Source organism: Roseovarius ramblicola, from assembly GCF_042430665.1.
Taxonomy (GTDB): Bacteria; Pseudomonadota; Alphaproteobacteria; order Rhodobacterales; family Rhodobacteraceae; genus Roseovarius; species Roseovarius ramblicola.
Genome location: NZ_JBHMEC010000026.1, coordinates 174785 through 191461, shown reverse-complemented (window position 1 = coordinate 191461; position 16677 = coordinate 174785). Strand labels below are relative to the sequence as shown.

The 16677-nt window shown below is 71.9% G+C and carries 15 protein-coding genes; 6 read left to right on the top strand and 9 right to left on the bottom strand.

Features of this window, described 5'->3' with window-relative positions:
• Positions 1-7: 7 nt before the first annotated feature.
• Genes ACFFU4_RS15760 through ACFFU4_RS15745 form a run of 4 tightly spaced genes read right to left on the bottom strand, consistent with a single transcriptional unit; the run spans position 8 to position 5552 of the window.
• Positions 8-2650, bottom strand: a complete 2643-nt coding sequence (locus ACFFU4_RS15760) for a DUF2339 domain-containing protein (protein WP_377070784.1) — start codon at positions 2648-2650, stop codon at positions 8-10.
• Positions 2651-2653: 3 nt separating this feature from the next.
• A complete protein-coding gene (locus ACFFU4_RS15755; protein ID WP_377070783.1) occupies positions 2654-3649 on the bottom strand; it encodes a YcjF family protein in 996 nt (331 codons plus the stop codon).
• A complete protein-coding gene (locus ACFFU4_RS15750; protein WP_377070782.1) occupies positions 3646-4143 on the bottom strand; it encodes a GNAT family N-acetyltransferase in 498 nt (165 codons plus the stop codon). The genes ACFFU4_RS15755 and ACFFU4_RS15750 overlap by 4 nt, the downstream gene beginning before the upstream one ends.
• On the bottom strand, positions 4140-5552 hold the full coding sequence (locus ACFFU4_RS15745) for a YcjX family GTP-binding protein (protein ID WP_377070780.1): 1413 nt from the start codon (positions 5550-5552) through the stop codon (positions 4140-4142). Before ACFFU4_RS15745 ends, ACFFU4_RS15750 begins: the two co-directional genes overlap by 4 nt.
• A gap of 131 nt (positions 5553-5683) precedes the next feature.
• Here ACFFU4_RS15745 and ACFFU4_RS15740 point away from each other — a divergent pair, with 131 nt between their 5' ends.
• On the top strand, positions 5684-6304 hold the full coding sequence (locus ACFFU4_RS15740) for a thiamine phosphate synthase (RefSeq protein WP_377070779.1): 621 nt from the start codon (positions 5684-5686) through the stop codon (positions 6302-6304).
• A gap of 84 nt (positions 6305-6388) precedes the next feature.
• Here the strand turns inward: ACFFU4_RS15740 and ACFFU4_RS15735 are convergent, their stop codons facing one another.
• From ACFFU4_RS15735 to ACFFU4_RS15725, 3 genes are all read right to left on the bottom strand, one after another.
• The gene (locus ACFFU4_RS15735) at positions 6389-7528 is read right to left on the bottom strand and encodes a trans-sulfuration enzyme family protein (protein ID WP_377070778.1); all 1140 of its coding nucleotides are present in this window, start codon (positions 7526-7528) and stop codon (positions 6389-6391) included.
• A 300-nt stretch (positions 7529-7828) separates the two neighbouring features.
• On the bottom strand, positions 7829-8566 hold the full coding sequence (locus tag ACFFU4_RS15730) for a maleate cis-trans isomerase family protein (protein ID WP_377070777.1): 738 nt from the start codon (positions 8564-8566) through the stop codon (positions 7829-7831).
• On the bottom strand, positions 8550-9668 hold the full coding sequence (locus ACFFU4_RS15725) for an anhydro-N-acetylmuramic acid kinase (RefSeq protein ID WP_377070775.1): 1119 nt from the start codon (positions 9666-9668) through the stop codon (positions 8550-8552). Before ACFFU4_RS15725 ends, ACFFU4_RS15730 begins: the two co-directional genes overlap by 17 nt.
• Positions 9669-9731: 63 nt before the next feature.
• Here ACFFU4_RS15725 and tyrS point away from each other — a divergent pair, with 63 nt between their 5' ends.
• Together tyrS and arsB are read left to right on the top strand one after the other, a co-directional pair.
• Entirely contained in the window at positions 9732-10985 is a 1254-nt protein-coding gene (gene tyrS, locus ACFFU4_RS15720; RefSeq protein WP_377070774.1) for a tyrosine--tRNA ligase, read from the top strand.
• A gap of 126 nt (positions 10986-11111) precedes the next feature.
• A complete protein-coding gene (gene arsB, locus ACFFU4_RS15715; RefSeq protein WP_377070773.1) occupies positions 11112-12167 on the top strand; it encodes an ACR3 family arsenite efflux transporter in 1056 nt (351 codons plus the stop codon).
• A gap of 47 nt (positions 12168-12214) precedes the next feature.
• Here the strand turns inward: arsB and aroB are convergent, their stop codons facing one another.
• Both aroB and ACFFU4_RS15705 read right to left on the bottom strand, forming a co-directional pair.
• Entirely contained in the window at positions 12215-13339 is a 1125-nt protein-coding gene (gene aroB, locus ACFFU4_RS15710) for a 3-dehydroquinate synthase (RefSeq protein WP_377070772.1), read from the bottom strand.
• Complete coding sequence (locus ACFFU4_RS15705; protein ID WP_377070771.1) at positions 13336-13926, bottom strand: shikimate kinase; 591 nt, start codon at positions 13924-13926, stop codon at positions 13336-13338. The genes aroB and ACFFU4_RS15705 overlap by 4 nt, the downstream gene beginning before the upstream one ends.
• Before the next feature lie 80 nt (positions 13927-14006).
• On the opposite strand from ACFFU4_RS15705, the gene ACFFU4_RS15700 reads away from it, so the two are divergent.
• From ACFFU4_RS15700 to ACFFU4_RS15690, 3 genes are read left to right on the top strand one after another with little or no spacing between them, the layout of a single operon-like run.
• Positions 14007-14156, top strand: a complete 150-nt coding sequence (locus ACFFU4_RS15700) for a hypothetical protein (protein WP_377070770.1) — start codon at positions 14007-14009, stop codon at positions 14154-14156.
• Positions 14143-15669, top strand: coding sequence for a hypothetical protein (locus tag ACFFU4_RS15695; RefSeq protein ID WP_377070769.1), 1527 nt, complete (start codon positions 14143-14145; stop codon positions 15667-15669). Before ACFFU4_RS15700 ends, ACFFU4_RS15695 begins: the two co-directional genes overlap by 14 nt.
• Positions 15666-16604 carry a tyrosine recombinase gene (locus tag ACFFU4_RS15690; protein ID WP_377070768.1) on the top strand — a complete coding sequence of 313 codons (939 nt, stop codon included), beginning with the start codon at positions 15666-15668 and terminating at the stop codon, positions 16602-16604. The genes ACFFU4_RS15695 and ACFFU4_RS15690 overlap by 4 nt, the downstream gene beginning before the upstream one ends.
• The last annotated feature ends 73 nt before the right edge of the window (positions 16605-16677 follow it).

Genomic DNA, 16677 nt, shown 5'->3' with positions numbered 1-16677 from the left:
CCGGGCCTCAGCCGTCGCGCCCCATCCGCACGGTGATCCGCGCGTTGATCCAGGCAAGCCCCGCCAGCGACAGCCCCAGCCCGAGAAACGCCGCCACCCGCCACAGCCCCGCCAGCCCGCCCATGTCGATCAGAAACACCTTGGCCACGGTCAGCGCGACACCGGCCATGGCGATCCGCCGCAAGGCTTCGGAGCGCCGCAGCACCGCCAGCGCAAGGCATCCCAGCGCCACCGCCATCAGCGCCACGGTATAGCTGTATAGCTCGCCCTCCGGCACGCCGGGCAGGCTCAGGTCGCGCCCCTGCCACAGGCGGCGGATCTCCAGCGCGCCGTACCACGCCGCATAGCCCGCCGCCACGCCCGCGAACCCCCGGCACAGCCACCGCGGCAGGTGATCCATCCGCCACGCCGCCACCGCAAGGCACAGCGCCACCGGCAGGTAGGCAGCGGCAAGGCTGTCCAGCACCGGCGGCCCGGCCACCAGCTCGCGCCGCCACATGAACGGTGCAAGCGGGTTGGTCAGCACCGCCTGCATCGCCAGCAGGCCCAGCGCCGCCGCCCCCGTCACCACCGCCAGCGCCGTCCGCAGCGCCCTGAGCACCGCCCCCGCCCCGCGCAGCCGCCAGAGCTGCGCCAGCGCCACCGACAGCCACACCGTCGCCGTCAGGCCCAGCCCGGCATGGCCCATCGCGCCCGGGCCGCCCAGCACCCGCATCAGCACCACGCTCAGCAGGATCGCCGCGACGGACCAGATCGCGCTCTCCACGACCCCGCGCGTCACCAACCGGCCCCGCGCGCCCAACTGCCACCAGGCCGCGGCCAGCAGCACCAGCGGCCCCAGGTGCCCCAGCGCCACGTCGCCGCGCCCGGCCTCTTCCACCGCCCAGCCGATGCCGGGATCGACCACCAGCCGGTAGCCGATCACCGCCACCCCGGCCTGCGCCGGCAGCGTCAGCAGGGGCAGGTCGTAGCGCCGGTCGATCCCCGCCGTGGCCAGCACCATCACCGCCAGCGCGACCGTCAGCGCCGCCTTGCTCAGCACCACGAACAGCGCCAGCGCGATGAGCGTCAGCGCCGCCCCCGCAAGGATCGCCGCCACCGGGCGCGGCTCGGGCGTGCGCGGCGCGCCCCGCGCCGCCAGCGCCACCATCAGCGCCGCCATGCCCATGATGTGCAGCGCCCAGGGGTAGCCGCCCAGCACCGCGCCGGGCTGCCATGTCAGTTCCAGCGCCAGCGCCACGCCCGGCCCGGTCAACGCCGCGCCGAGGCCCCACAGGATCGCCGGGACAGCCCCCGCCGCGCCCCGCATCCGCAGGGCCAGCAGCAGCGACAGGCCCGCACCCGCGCCCATCAGGATCGTCGCGGCCAGCGGCGCAGGGGCCTCCGGCAGCCGCGCGGCGCGGAACACCGCAACCAGCGGCCCGCCCTGCACGCCATCGAGCGCCACCAGCGCCAGCGCCGCCGCCACCGGCAACGCCGGCAGGTCGGCAATCCCCGGCGCGGCCCGTGTACAGAGGATCAGCGCTGCCGCCATGCCCGCCAGCAGCGACAGCGCAAGCCATGCCAGCACCTCGGTCTGCGCCCCGACCGCCACCGGCACCGCCGCGCCGCTCGCCAGCGCCACCGCGGCGGCGGCCAGCATCACCGGCGGCGCGGGCCACGCGCCGCCCCCCGCCACCAGCCGCTGCCCGAGGCCCGGACCGGGATGACGCGGCACCACGCGCAGGCCGGGCACCAGCACCGCCGCCGGCACCACCAGCGCCCAGAAGCCGAGGAAATGCTCCGCCGCCACGCCACCAAGATACAGCAGCCGCGCGCCGGTCACGGCCACCGCCAGCGCCAGCCATGACAGCCAGCGCCAGCCCCGCGCGGCATCCACGGCGAGCCCGACAACGGCCAGCAGCGCGAAATACGGGTAGAAGAGCCATGCCGCCGCGCTCTCGCCGCCGACGAGGAACGGCGCCGCGCCCGCGCCCATGAGACCCAGCGCGCCCAGCACCGGCCCGTGGAACCAGCCCAGCACCACCGCGAGCGCCGCCACCGCCACCAGCCCGGCCAGCGCCGCGCCCGGGTCGATCAGCCCGTATAGCGCCCGCGCCGCCAGCACGCCCGAGAACAGCACGATCAGCCCGGCGCCCGCCAGCCCCGAGGGCACCGCCGCCGCATCGCCGTGCCGCCGCCGCAGCACGTCGCCGCCGGCCACCAGCGCCGCGCCGAGGCCCAGCGCCGCCCAGACCCGCATCGCGGGCGTCAGCAGCCCCCGTTCGACGCCGTATTGCACGAGGAACACCCCCGCCAGCGCCAGCGACACGCCCGCCACGGCCACCGCCCAGTTGCCCCGCAGCCAGCGCATGAGACCGGCGGCAAGGCCGGGGTATTTCGGGACCTCTGCCACCTCGGCCACCTCTGCCACCTCGGCCGCGTCCGGCGCGGGTGGCCCGGCCGGGGTGTCGTCCTCGGCCCCCGTCCCGGCAGGTGCCGCCGCGCCGGGCATGGCAGCCGCCTCCGGCGCGCCCTCCTCCAGCGCCGCCTCCAGCGCCGCCACCCGGCGGCGCAGCCGCGCCTGCCCGACCAGCAGCGCCGGGATGCCCACCACCACCAGCGCCAGCAGCCCCAGCGCGACCAGCACGGCGAACACCTCGAAATCCATGCCTCAGCCCTCGCCGCGCGCGAACAGCCCGGCCAGGGCGCGCCGCACCACGCCGCCCACGGTCGGGCGCGCCACGGCGATGCGCGGCAGCGGGCGGCACAGCTCCATCGCCGCCAGCCCCACCCGCGCGGTCAGCGCGCCGTTCACGACCCCCTCGCCAAAGCGGCGCGACAGCTTCGACAGCACGCCGCCGCCCGCGACGCTGCCGATCATGTCATCGCCCACCGCCACCGCACCGGTGGCCACCAGATGCGCCACCACCGCGCGCGCCAGCCGCCAGCTTCCCAGCGTGCCGGTGCGCCCGCCATAGATCGTGGCCACGGCGCGGATCATCCGCAGGTTGGCCACCATGGCGGCGACCACATCGGCCAGCGCCAGCGGCACCAGCGCGCTCACCGTCGCCACCTGCCGCGCGGCCGCCTCGACCTCGCGCAGCGCCGCCGTATCCAGCGGCACCAGCAATTCCGCCTCGGCCAGCGCCAGCAGCGCCTCGGCATCCACCGGCTCGCCCGCGCGCTCGTCGAGCCGCGCCAGCCCCCAGGCCGCCTCGGGCCGCGCGGCGCAGAGCTTGCGCAGCCGCGCCACCACCTCGCGCGCCGCGTCCAGGTCGTCCCCGGCCTGCGCCGCCTCGGCCCCGGCGCGCAACCGGTCGAGCCGCCCCAGCCGGGCAAACCCCGCCGCCTCGCGCAGCGCGATCAGCACCGCCACCACCAGCAGCAGCGCCCCCAGCGCCGTCACCGCACGCCCCAACAGCGGCGCGCGCTCCATCAGCGCCACCGCGAAATCCCATGCCGCCACCGACACCACCACGCCCAGCAGCGCCAGCGCCAGCGCCCAGAACGCCCGCGCCAGCCACGAGGGTCGGCGCGCCAGCCCCGCCATCGCCGCGCGCATCGCCCGGCCCTCGGGCGGGGCGGCCTCGTCGGGCACCGGCGGCGCGCGGTCGGGCGCGGCCTCCTCCTCGTCGCCCAGATCGATCAGCAGCGGCCCCTTGCTCATGCCCGCGCCTCCCCGTTCCGCCAGACATCTTCCCGCCAGACATCGTCCCGCCAGATCATGCGAATATCCGGCAGCCCCTCGTCATTGCCACCGCCGCGCCGGTCCTGTTCCGCCTCGGCAAACCCGGCCCGCCGGTAGAACGCCCGCGCCCGCGTGTTCTCTTCCAGCACCCACAGATCGAGCGCGCCCGCCCGCGCCTGCGCCTCCGACAGGAGCGCGCGGCCCGCGCCCCGCCCGCGCCATCGCGGTGCCACGTAAAGCGCATGCAGCCGCGTCTCCCGGCGCATGAGAAACCCGGCGATCCGCCCCCGCACCGGTTGCCGCACCCGCGCCCGCGCCACCCGCACCCGGCCCCGCCAGGTCTCGCGCCACAGCAGGGCCAGATCGTCGGCGTGGCTGCGGGCGCAGGGCCGGCCCGGCGTGGCCCGGGTCGCGGCCCACAGGATCGCCGCCAGCCGCGGCACCTGCCAGATATGCGCGCGCGCCAGCCTCACAGCCGGTCCCCGAAGAGAAACTGCGCGGCCCGGTCGAGCCGGATATGCGGCGGTCCCTCGCCCGCCCGCAGGCCCAGCCGCGCGGGCGCGAACCGCATGCTGCCGAACGCGCCCTCCGGCCACGCCTCCGCCCCCGCCCGCGCGGGCGACAGGATCGCCGCCGGATCGGCGGGCAGTTCGCCGGCATGGAACGCCGCCTGCCCGCCCCCGGGCACCCGGCCCCGCACAAGCTCGACCTCCGCGCCGCCATGGCGGCGGGTCTCCTCCACCGTGGCGCGCAGCGCGGCGATGGCCATGCCGCGCACATCCGCGCCCGCGTACTGCGCCCGGTCGCGCGCCTCGCGCAGCATCGCCTCCATGATCGCGGCAAGGCGCGGATGCTGCGCGTGATGCAGGTGATCGGCCTTGGTCGCGGCAAACAGCAGCCGCTCCACCCGCCGCCCCTGCAGCAGACGGGTGAGAAACGCATTGCGCCCGGGCCGGAACGTGCCGAGGATATCGGCCATGGCGCGGCGCGTCTCCTCCACCGCCAGCGGCCCCCGGTGCAGGGCGTCGAGCAGGTCCACCAGCACGACCTGCCGGTCGATCCGGGCGAAATGCGCGCGGAAGAACGGCCGCACCACCGCGCGCTTGTACGCTTCGAAGCGGCGCGCCATCTCGGCGCGCAGGCTGCCGCGCCCCGCGCCCTCCGCCTCGGGCAGCGGCGCGAAGGTCACCACCGGCGCGCCCTCCAGATCGCCGGGCAGCAGGAACCGCCCCGGCGTGCAATCGGCGTGCCCCGCCTCCCGCGCCGCGCGCAGGTAGGCGGTGAACCCGGCGGCAAGGCGCTGCGCCTGTCCCTCGTCGAACGCGGCCGCCGGATCGACCCCGGCCAGCGCCTTGCACCAGGACGCCCCCTCCGCGCGCCCCCCGGCCCGCGCCAGCGCCTCGCGCGACCAGGCGGCATAGTCCTTGTCCAGAAGCGCCAGATCCAGCAGCCACTCGCCGGGATAATCGACGATGTCGAGATGCACGTTGCGCGGCCCGGCCATGCCCGCCAGCATCCCCGCGGGCCGCACCCTGAGCGACAGCCGCAGTTCCGAGACGCTGCGCGTGCTCTCGGGCCAGCGCGGCTCGGGTCCGGTCAGCGCGGCGAGATGCGTCTCGTAGTCGAACCGCGGCAACGTCACGTCGGGCTGCGGCTGCAGATAGGCGCCGAGGATGCGGCCCTCGCCCGCCGCGGCAAGCCCGCCCATCCGGCCCCGGTCCAGCAGGTTGGCCACCAGCGAGGTGATGAACACCGTCTTTCCGGCCCGGGCGAGGCCGGTGACGCCAAGCCGGATCACCGGCTCGAAGAGCGCGCCCGAGACCCGCTCGCCAAATCCCTCTATCCCCCGCGTCAGCCCGTCGGCCAGCCCTGCAATCGCCACGCACCGCCCCTCTCGTTCCTTGCCCCGAGAATAGGCACGCACGCGCCCGCGTGCCAGCACCGAATTCGGCCCATGGCCAAGCCCGCAATTCCCCGCTAAGAGGACCGGCAGACCAGAGCGGAGCCCGCCCGATGACCGATAGAGAGCAGCCCCAGATTTACCTCGTCACGCCCCCCGCCTTCGAGATCGCGCCGTTCACCGACAGGCTCGCCGCGGTGCTCGACGCGCATCCCGTGGCCTGCCTGCGCGTGGCCCTCGCCAGCACCGACGAATACACCGTGGCCGCCTCGGCGGACGCCTGCCGCGAGGTCGCCCACGCGCGCGACGTGGCGGTGGTGATCGAGCGGCATGTCGGCCTCGTCGGACGGCTCGGGCTCGACGGGGTGCACCTCGCCGACGGCGCGCGCGGCGTGCGCGCGGCGCGCAAGGATCTCGGGCCCGACGCCATCGTCGGCGCGTTCTGCGGCACCTCGCGCCATGACGGGATGAGCGCGGGCGAGGCGGGCGCCGACTACGTCTCGTTCGGGCCGGTGGGACAGACCGCGCTCGGCAGCGGCGCACAGGCGGACCGCGAAATCTTCGAATGGTGGTCGGAGATGATCGAACTGCCGGTCGTGGCCGAGGGGGCGCTCGACGCAGAGACCGTGGCCAGCCTCGCCCCGGTCAGCGACTTTCTCGCCTACGGCGAGGAAATCTGGCGCGAGCAGGACGCGGGCGCCGCGCTCGGACGGCTGATGGCGGCGATCGAATAGGACAGGGCGCCCGTCACGCTCACCCGTCACCCGTCTCCCTGCCCCATGGACCCGGCAACGCCCGCCTCCCGCGCATCGCCGCGCTTACCCCAACGCCGCGTCCAGATCCGCGATCAGGTCGCCCGCGTCCTCGATCCCCACCGACAGCCGGATCAGCGTCTCGGGAATCCCGGAATGCGGCTCGATGCTGGCGCGGTGTTCGGCGAGGCTCTCGACACCGCCCAGCGAGGTCGCGCGGTGAAACAGCCGCAGCCGTCCCAGCACCTCCAGCGCGCGTGCCCGGTCGCCCGTCACCAGAAACGACAGCAGGTAGCCATAGCCGCCGGTCATCTGCCGCGCCGCCACCGCGTGCCCGTCATGCCCCGGCAGCCCGGGATAGAGCACCGCCGCCACCCCGTCATGCGCGTCGAGCCATTCCGCCACCCTTTGCGCGTTCGCGCACATCCGCTCCACCCGCAGCGGCAAGGTCCGCATCCCGCGCATCAAGAGCCACGCCTCGAACGGGCCGATCACCGCGCCCGCATCGTGCCGGTCGGTGGCGATCTCGGCCCACATCGGCAGCTTGGGGTCACGGCAGGACAGCACCCCGCCCAGCACGTCCGAATGGCCGCCCAGCGCCTTGGTCGCGGAATGCATCGACAGGTCGGCACCGAGGTGAAGCGCGCGGGTCAGCACCGGCGTCGCCGCCGTGCCATCCACCACCAGCACCGCGCCCGCCTTGTGCGCCATCCCTGCGGCGGCGGCGATATCCACGCATTGCAGCCACGGGTTCGACGGCACCTCGATCCACACCATGTCGGCACTGTCGCGGCACGCCCGCGCCAGCGCGTCGGGGTCGGCGGCGTCCACCTCGTCGAGGATGATCGCCCGGCGCACGCAATAGTCGCGCACCCATTTCAGCGTGCCCCAGTAGATGCCGGTCTGCATCACCACCCGCGCCCCCGAGGGCAGCGCCCGGAACACCGCCGCGACCGCCGCCATGCCAGAGGGCAACAGCAGGCTCGCCGCCGCCCCTTCCAGCGCGCGCACCACCTCCTCGGTCTGCCGCACCGTGTCGTTCTGATCCCGGCCATAGGTGTTGTCGGGCCGCAGGAGCGCGTTGTCCTCGCCGCGCAGATAGGTGGTGGCAAGGCTGATCCCCGGCACCACCCCGCCGGTCTGCGCATCCACCGCCCCCGCCGCCTGCGCCGCGACGGTGGCGGGGTTCAGTTTGCTGTTCCTCATGGCCGTTTTCGTCCTTTTGTTTTTTTTCATAGCGTTGCGATCTATCGAGAAAGCCTCTGGCCAACCGGCCCATCGCCTACAGCCGCACCTTCCTTTCGAAACACCAACAGCACAACCCTTGGCTCGGGCGTTAGCCCGGGCCGCGCCCGACCCTCCCCCCGGGAGGGCGCTTTGGCGAGGTCATTCGCAACACGGACGACACCGGGGCTTTGGGGCACTGCGCACTGAACAAGCGGACCACTGCGCCCTCCCAGGGTCGGGCGCGGCCCTCCGCACAATAGCACGCCATGCCGCAATCCTTCACACCGCAAACAACCGCCCCGGCCCCCAGCCGCGCGCCCGCTCTCCGGCCCCCGCCAGCCGCAGCATATGCCAGAACATCGCCTGGTTCGAGGTCACCACCGGCTTGCCCAGCGCCGCCTCCGCCTCGTCGATCACGCCCATGCTGCGCAGGTTGGTGCACGAGGTGAACACCGCCTCTACACCGGGCCGCGCGCCAACGTCCAGCATCCCGCGCAACGTGGCCGCCTCGGGGATGCGCCCCACGATCCGGTCGTCGCTCTCGCCAAAGCTCTCGGCGGCCACCGCCTCCACGCCCGCCGACGCCAGCGCCGCCTGCATCGGGGCCACCACCTCCGGCAGGTAGGGCGTGACCATGCCGATCCGGCGCACCCCCAGCGCCCCGAATGCCGCGATCACCGCGCTCAGCGGGTTGGTGACCGGCGTGCCGGGATGCGCCTCGCCGACGCGCCGCGCCACCTCGTCCGGCCCGATCACCGTCGCCCCCGAGGTGCAGCCATAGCCCACGGCCCCCAGCCCCGGCGGCAACAGCGCCGCGCTGCGTGTCAGTTCCGGCGCCATATGCACGAGATCCTCGGGCGTGACATGGTCGCGCGCCGGGATGCGCGTGTGCACCACATGCGCCGCGCGGCCCGCGAACACCTGCCGCGCCTCCCATTCCAGCCCGGTATCAACGCTCAGCACGATCAGACCCAGCCGCAGCCCGTCCCCCGGCCCGTCGTCAAGCACGTACTCCATCCGCCCCTCCTTCCGCCCGGCTCAGCGTGCCGCCCGACACGGCGGCGCGCACGCCCGTTGTCCCCGGGCACGAGGTGGGCAAGCCCCGCGCCACCCGCACCGCCAGATGACCGAAGGCCTGCGCCTCCAGCATATCACCGTCAAGCCCCGCCTCCTCCACCGGCGCCACCGGACAGCCCAGGCTCGCGCGCAGCATCTCCATCATCACCGGGTTCTTGCGCCCGCCCCCCGTCACCAGAACACGCGCGGGCAGCGAAGGGCAATGCTCCATCCCGCGCATCACCGCCGACGCCGCCATCGCCGTCAGCGTCGCCGCCGCGTCGGCATCGGGCAATTCGCCGACCAGCGCCACCATCTCGGCGAACGCATCGCGGTCCAGCGACTTCGGCGGCATCCGCAGGAACCACGGCTCATGGAGGAACAATTCCAGCGCCCCCTGCGCCACCCGGCCCCGCCGCGCCAGCGCGCCGTCGCGGTCGCACTCCGCCCCCAGCCGCGCCTGCACCAGGTCGTTGAGCGGCGCATTCGCCGGGCCGGTGTCGAACGCCAGCAGCGCGCCATCGTCCTCGGGCCGCGCACAGCGCGGATCGACCCAGGTCAGGTTGCCCACCCCGCCGAGGTTGAGAAACGCCAGCGGCGCCCCGGCCCCGATCCATTTCGCGCAGGCGAAATGATAAAACGGCGCCAGCGGCGCGCCCTCACCGCCGAGCCGCACATCGGCGCTGCGGAAATCCCATACCACCGGCAGGTCCAGCGCCCCGGCCAGCCGCGCGCCGTTCCCGGCCTGACGGGTGCCGCGCCCGCGCGGATCATGCGCCAGCGTCTGACCGTGAAACCCCACCAGCGCGACGCCGTCAAAGCCGCGCAGCAACTCCGCATGCGCATCCTCCACCACCCGCGCCGCGGCCTCGACCTCCGGCCCCGCCCAGTGGCCCAGCGCGGCGCGCAGCACCGCCCGCTCGGCCTCCGAATAAGGCCGGTAGCCTGTCCGCCCGAAGCCGTGGATCGCCTCGCCATCGGTCGCGATCATGGCGGCGTCCACCCCGTCCAGCGAGGTGCCCGACATCGCCCCCAGCGCCCACAGCCGACCCGCCTTCAACATGGCCTTTTCCTTCACCCCGCGACTGCCTATACATGCCGCGCAAATCACAGCGGGACAAGCGCCATGACCTACCACCCGAAATCCGATTTCATGCGCGTGATGATCGAGCGCGGCTTCCTCGCGGATTGCACCGATTACCAGGGATTGGACGAGGCGCTCACCGCGGGCGTCGTGCCCGCCTATATCGGGTTTGATGCCACCGCGAAATCGCTGCATGTCGGCTCGCTCATCCAGATCATGATGCTGCGCTGGCTGCAAAAGACGGGGCACAGGCCGATCACCCTGATGGGCGGCGGCACCACCAAGGTCGGCGACCCCAGCTTTCGCGCGGATGAGCGCCCGCTCTTGGACGATGCCGCGATCCAGGCCAATATCGACGGCATCCAGCGCGTGTTTGCCGCCTACATCACCTATGGCGACGGGCCGTCCGACGCGCTCATGCTCGACAATGCCGAATGGCTCGACGGGCTGAAATACATCGAGTTCCTGCGCGACATCGGGCGGCATTTCTCGGTCAACCGGATGCTGGCGTTCGAGAGCGTGAAATCGCGCCTCGACCGCGAGCAATCGCTGTCGTTCCTCGAGTTCAACTACATGATCCTGCAAGCCTACGACTTTCTCGAACTCAACCGCCGCTATGGCTGCGTGTTGCAGATGGGCGGCTCCGATCAGTGGGGCAACATCGTCAACGGGATCGACCTCACCCGCCGCGTCCTCGACCACGAGATCTACGGCCTCACCTCGCCGCTCCTGACCACCGCCGACGGGCGCAAGATGGGCAAATCCGCCGATGGCGCGATCTGGCTCGATGCGGAAATGTGCAGCCCCTACCTGTTCTGGCAATTCTGGCGCAACACGATGGATGCCGATGTCGGCCGCTTCCTCAAGCTCTACACCGAGCTGCCCCTCGACGAGTGCAACCGCCTGGGCGCGCTCGCGGGGTCGGAGATCAACGCGGCCAAGATCACCCTCGCGAAAGAGGTGACAACGCTGCTGCACGGGCCCGAGGCCGCGCAGGCCGCCGAGGCCACGGCCCGCGAGGTGTTCGAAAAGGGCGGCGTGGGCGATGACCTGCCGACGCTCGACCTGACCGCCGCCGAGGTGGCGGACGGCATCTCGGTGGTGCAACTCATCGTGCGCGCGGGGCTCGCCAAATCCGGCAAGGAGGCCAAGCGCCTGATCGCCGAGAACGGCGCGCGGCTCGACGACGCACCGCTCACCGACGCAGGGCTGCTGATCGACGCAGCCGCGCTGTCCTCCCCGATCAAGCTCTCGGCGGGCCGCAAGCGCCACGCCCTTGTGAAACTCGCCGACTGATCCGCGCGCCACCCCGATTTCTTCAAAAGAAATCGGATCGAAGTCTTTTCAAGACTTCGCCCCCGTCACACAAACGTCGCGAAACCCCGCTTGCGCCCCCCGCCGCGCGGGCCTATCCCTCACGCCATGACCGATCATACCGCAGACGCCCCCGGCGGGATGGGCACGTTCGAGCGCTGGCTCTCGCTCTGGGTGGCGCTGGCCATGGGCGCGGGGCTGTTGCTGGGCAATCTCCTGCCCGGCGTGTTCCAGACCCTCGCCGGCGCCGAAATCGCCCGCGTCAACCTGCCCGTCGCGCTGCTCATCTGGGCGATGGTCTACCCGATGATGGTGGGCGTCGATTTCGGCGCGCTGCGGCAGGTGGGCGACCGGCCCAAGGGCCTCGTCATCACGCTCGCGGTCAACTGGCTGATCAAGCCCTTCACGATGGCGATTCTGGGCGGCTTCTTCTTTCACATCGTCTTCGCCGATCTCATCCCCTTCGCAGACGCGCAGCAGTACCTCGCCGGGCTGATCCTGCTCGGCGCCGCGCCCTGCACCGCTATGGTTTTCGTCTGGTCACAGCTCACCCGCGGCGACGCCACCTATACCCTCGTGCAGGTCAGCGTGAACGACGTCATCATGGTCTTTGCCTTCGCGCCCATCGTCGCGCTCCTGCTGGGTGTGACCGATATCGTCGTGCCTTGGCAGACGCTGCTCATCTCGGTGCTGCTCTACATCGTCATCCCGCTCATCGCCGGGATCGCCACCCGCAGCCGCCTGATGCGGCAGGGCGGCGAAGCGGCGGTCGAGGCGTTCCGCGCCCGTGTCAAGCCGATCACCATCCTCGGCCTGCTGGTCACGGTGGTGCTGCTCTTCGGCTTTCAGGGGCAGGTGATCCTCGACCGGCCCCTCGTGATCGCCCTCATCGCCGTGCCGCTGCTGCTGCAAAGCTACGGCATCTTCATCGTGGCCTACGGCCTCGCGCGGGCGTGGCGCGTGCCGTTCAACGTCGCCGCCCCCTGCGCGCTCATCGGCACGTCGAATTTCTTCGAGCTTGCGGTGGCTGTGGCCATCAGCCTGTTCGGCCTCGGCTCGGGCGCAGCGCTCGCCACCGTGGTGGGTGTGCTGGTCGAGGTGCCGGTGATGCTCTCGCTCGTGGGTTTTGCCAACCGCACGCGGCACTGGTTTCCGAATACCTGACGCCGCGTGCGCCGGCCGCGCTCAACCGTGCGGTTGACGCTCTGAACCTACAGGTTCGCCCGCGCCGCGAGCGCGTCGTCGAGCACCTGTCGCACCGCCTCGGGCGGCACGTCCGAGGTGATGAAGGCGTCGCCAATGCCGCGCGCGAGAATGAAACGCAGCCTGCCATCCACCACCTTCTTGTCCTGCGACATCAGCGACAGGAGACCCTCTGCATCCGGCAATTCTCCCGGAATATCAGATAGATCGACCTTCATCTTCATGTTCCGCAGATGGGCGCGCACGCGGCTCGGCTCCTCCTGCGAACACAGCCCCAGCCGCGCCGACAGCTCGAACGCCAGCGCACAGCCGATCGCCACCCCTTCGCCATGCAGCAGGCGCGCCCCATCATATTGTGTCGCCGCCTCCAGCGCATGACAAAATGTATGGCCAAGGTTGAGCAATGCGCGCTCGCCCTGCTCGGTCTCGTCGCGGCTGACGATGCCGGCCTTCATCTCGACCGAGCGCTTCACCAGGTGGATGCGCGCCGCCATATCGCCGTCGGCGGCGGATGAGCCGTGTCCTTCAAGCCATTGAAAGAATTCACTGTCTCCCAGAAGCCCGTACTTCACCACCTCGCCGTATCCGGCCCGGTAGTCCCGTGGTGTCAGCGTGCCCAGCACTTCGGTGTCCGCCAGCACCAGGCTCGGCTGATGAAACGCCCCGATCAGGTTCTTGCCCTTTGCCGAGTTGATCCCCGTCTTCCCCCCCACCGAACTGTCCACCTGCGCCAGCAGGCTCGTGGGAATCTGCACGAACCGCACCCCCCGCCGCAGGATCGCGGCGGCAAAGCCCGCAAGGTCGCCGATCACGCCGCCGCCGAACGCCACGACCACGTCGCCGCGCTCGATCCTGCGCTCCAGCAGCCATTCCACGACGCGCTCCAGATGCGGCCATGACTTGGTCGACTCGCCCGGTGGAAGGGTCAGCAAATCAGATGAAATACCATTACTTTCCAACCCCTTGCGAAGCGTTTCCCAATGCAGGGCCGCGACCGTTTCGTCGCTCACGACCGCCACGTTGCGCCGTCCCAGCAGCGGCGCGATACGCGCCCCCGCAGCCTCCAGCAGCCCCGGCCCGATCACCACGTCATAGGCCCGCTCATTAAGCGGCACATGCACTGTTTCGATCACGTCATCTCCTCCAGAACATCTCCATGCGCCGCCAGCGCCGCCTCGACCCGCGCGGCCATGTCGTCGATGGAATAGTCGCGATGCGCCTCGACCCGCACATCTGCCAGCGCATAGAGCGGCACGCGCGCCTCGCAGAGGTCACGCAGTGTCTCTCGTGGATGAGCTGTGCGCAGCAAGGGTCTGGTATTCTTGTGTTTTACCCGCGACCACAAGAGATCGAGATCGGCATCGAGCCAGACCGAAAGCCCCTTTCGCGCGATGGTCTCGCGGTTGCGCGCCGCCAGAAAGGCACCGCCGCCCACCGACAGGATCGCCGGGTCGGCATCGAGCAGCCGGTCGATCACCTCGCTCTCCCGCGCGCGAAAGAATTCCTCTCCATCCCTTTGAAATATCTCGGCAATTGTCATGTTGGCCGCCTTCTCGATCTCGACATCCGAGTCGCGGAACGGCACGTCCAGCCGCGCGGCGAGCGCGCGTCCCACGGCGGTCTTGCCCGCGCCCATCATGCCGACGAGCACCACCGTCCTGTTCAGTTTCCAGCGCTTGCCAGCCGCCACGCCCGGCGCTCCCTTGCCTGATTGGGACATTTTGCACTCAATGGCGTGATCTTGCCGGAATTGCCAGCTATAAGTGGGCAAAATCACCCCGAGAGCAAACGGACCGTCCCATGTTTCGTCTTATCAAATGGTTGTTCTACCTTGCAATTCTTGGGTTCATCGGACTCGTGGCCTACGCTTATATCGGCCCGTTTTTCGGTGCCGATTTCACCCCGGCCCAATCCGAGACGCGGCAGGATATCATCCTTGAGATCGAGTAGCGCCCTTCTCGCCCTCCTCCTGTGGTCGGGCCCGGCGCCGGCGCAGGCCCCGCTCTCGGCCATCGAGTGGCTCGACGAGATGGGCACCGCCGCCGTGACGCTCCCCGACGCGCCGGACACCGCCGACAGCGCCGATCGCCCCGACGTGACCGTAACACCGCTCGGCGCGCCGCGCGCCGGCTCGGCGGGGCTGCTGCCGACGGCGACGACCGGCCTGCCGCGCGCGCTCTGGGAGAGCAGCGCCACCGCTGCCCTCACCCGCCATATCGGACGGCTGCCCGAGCGTCCGCTGCCCGCCATGCAGGCGCTCTACTACACACTGCTGCTGGCCGAGGCCGACGCGCCCCCCGACAGCGGCGCCAACGCAACGTTCCTGCGCGCGCGCCTCGCGGCGCTGCGCCGGTTCGGCGCGGTCGAGCCCGCGCTGGCGCTGGTCGAGCGCGCAGGCGGGGCACACCCCGCGCTGTTTGACGCCTGGCTCGACCTGGCACTGCTCGACGGGCGCGAGGACCGCGCCTGCGCCGCGCTCGCCGATACCCCCCACCTGAGCACCGATGCCCGCGCCCGCATCTATTGCCTCGCCCGCGCGGGCGACTGGCAGACCGCCGCGCTGATCCTGCACGGGGCCGAGGCGAGCGGTGCGATCACCGAGCCCGACGTGACGCTGCTCGCGCTGCATCTCGAGCCGGGGCTGATCGAGGAAATAAGCGCGCCGGTGCCGCCCAAGGACATGACTCCATTGCGCTTTCGTCTGTACGAATCCATCGGTGCGCCGCTGGGTACGCGCGACCTGCCGCGCGCCTATGCGATGGCGGACCTGCGCGGCACGGCCGGATGGAAGGCCGAGATCGTGGCCGCAGAGCGGCTGGCGCAGACCGGGGCGCTCGCGGCCACGCGGCTCTTCGGGCTCTACACGGAGCGCACGCCTGCCGCCTCGGGCGGCGTGTGGGGCCGTGTCGCGGCGGTGCAGGCCCTCGATCGCGCTCTCGGACCCGGTGCCGGGCCGGGGACGCTGACCGACGCCTTGCCTGCCGCATGGGAGGGCGCGCGCGCCATCGGGCTGGAGACCGTTCTGTCGGAGATTTTCGCCGAGCGTCTGCTGGCCGCCGCGCCCCTGCCGGCGCCGGTCGCCGCGCGCGCCGCGGAGATGGTGCTGCTGTCGCCACTCTACGCCCGGGCAGGCGAGATCCGCGCGCCCGCCACCGCACATGACAGGTTCCTCGCCGGACTCGCCGGGGGCCGCCCGCGCGCCACGGATGCCGGAACCCGCATGCAATCGGCCATCGCCGCCGGGTTCAGCGCCACCTCCGCCGCACCCGAGCATCGGCGGCTGATATCGGAGGGGCGTCTCGGCGAGGCGATCCTCGCCGCCGCCGCGCTGATCGACGACCGCGCCGGGCGGGTTGCGCCCTCGGCGGTCGGGTCCGCGCTCTCCACCCTGCGCGCCGCCGGACTGGAGGATACCGCCCGCCGCGCGGCCCTGCAGATCGTGCTGCTGGGACCGGACCGATGAGCCCCGCGACGACCCGGATCGCCACCTTCCTCGAGGCACAGGCCGCCGAGATGGGGGCCGCGCATAATACGCTCATGGCCTATGGCCGCGATTTACGCGCCTTTGAAGACTGGCTCGCGGCGTGGAAGAAAAATGATCTGCTCACCGCCACGCAGCCGGATGTGGAGGCGTATCTGGTGGCCTGCGACACCGAGGGGCTGGCACAGGCCACCCGCGCGCGGCGGCTCTCGTCGATCCGGCAATTCTACCGCTTCGCCGTGGACGAGGGCTGGCGCCGCGACAACCCCGCCATCCGCCTGCAGGGACCGGGGCGCCGCCGGGCGTTGCCGCGCACCTTGTCGGAGACCGAGGTCGAGCGGCTGCTCGATGCCGCACCGCAGGTTGGGCGCAGCGATGCCGAGCGGGTGCGCAACGGCGCGCTCGTGGCGCTGCTCTATGCCACCGGCATGCGGGTGAGCGAGCTCGTCGGCCTGCCGGTGGCCGCAGCGCAGGGCGATCCCGAAATGCTGCTGGTGCGCGGCAAGGGCGGCAAGGAGCGGCTGGTCCCGCTGTCGCCGCCGGCGCGCGCTGCGCTTGCCGCCTGGCTCGCGGTGCGCGCGCGCGACAAGCGGCGCGCCGCCTCGCCGTGGCTGTTTCCCTCCTCGGGCCGGGCCGGGCATCTGACGCGGCACCGGTTCTACGGCCTCGTCAAGCAGATCGCCACGCATGCCGGGCTCGATCCCGACACCGTCACCCCGCACCGGCTGCGCCACGCCTTTGCCACGCATCTGCTGGCGAACGGGGCGGACCTGCGGGTGATCCAGACGCTTCTGGGCCATGCCGATCTGGCCACCACCGAGATTTACACCCACGTCCTCGACGCCCGGTTACGCGCGCTGGTGGAGGCGCATCACCCGCTCGGCACCGCCCGCCGCGAGACTGACGCGGAGCGCTGAGCGCGCGCTCGCGCCGCCTTGAACGCGCCCCCCCGAGACGCCATAACCCCGCCATATCATCTCAAGGACGCAG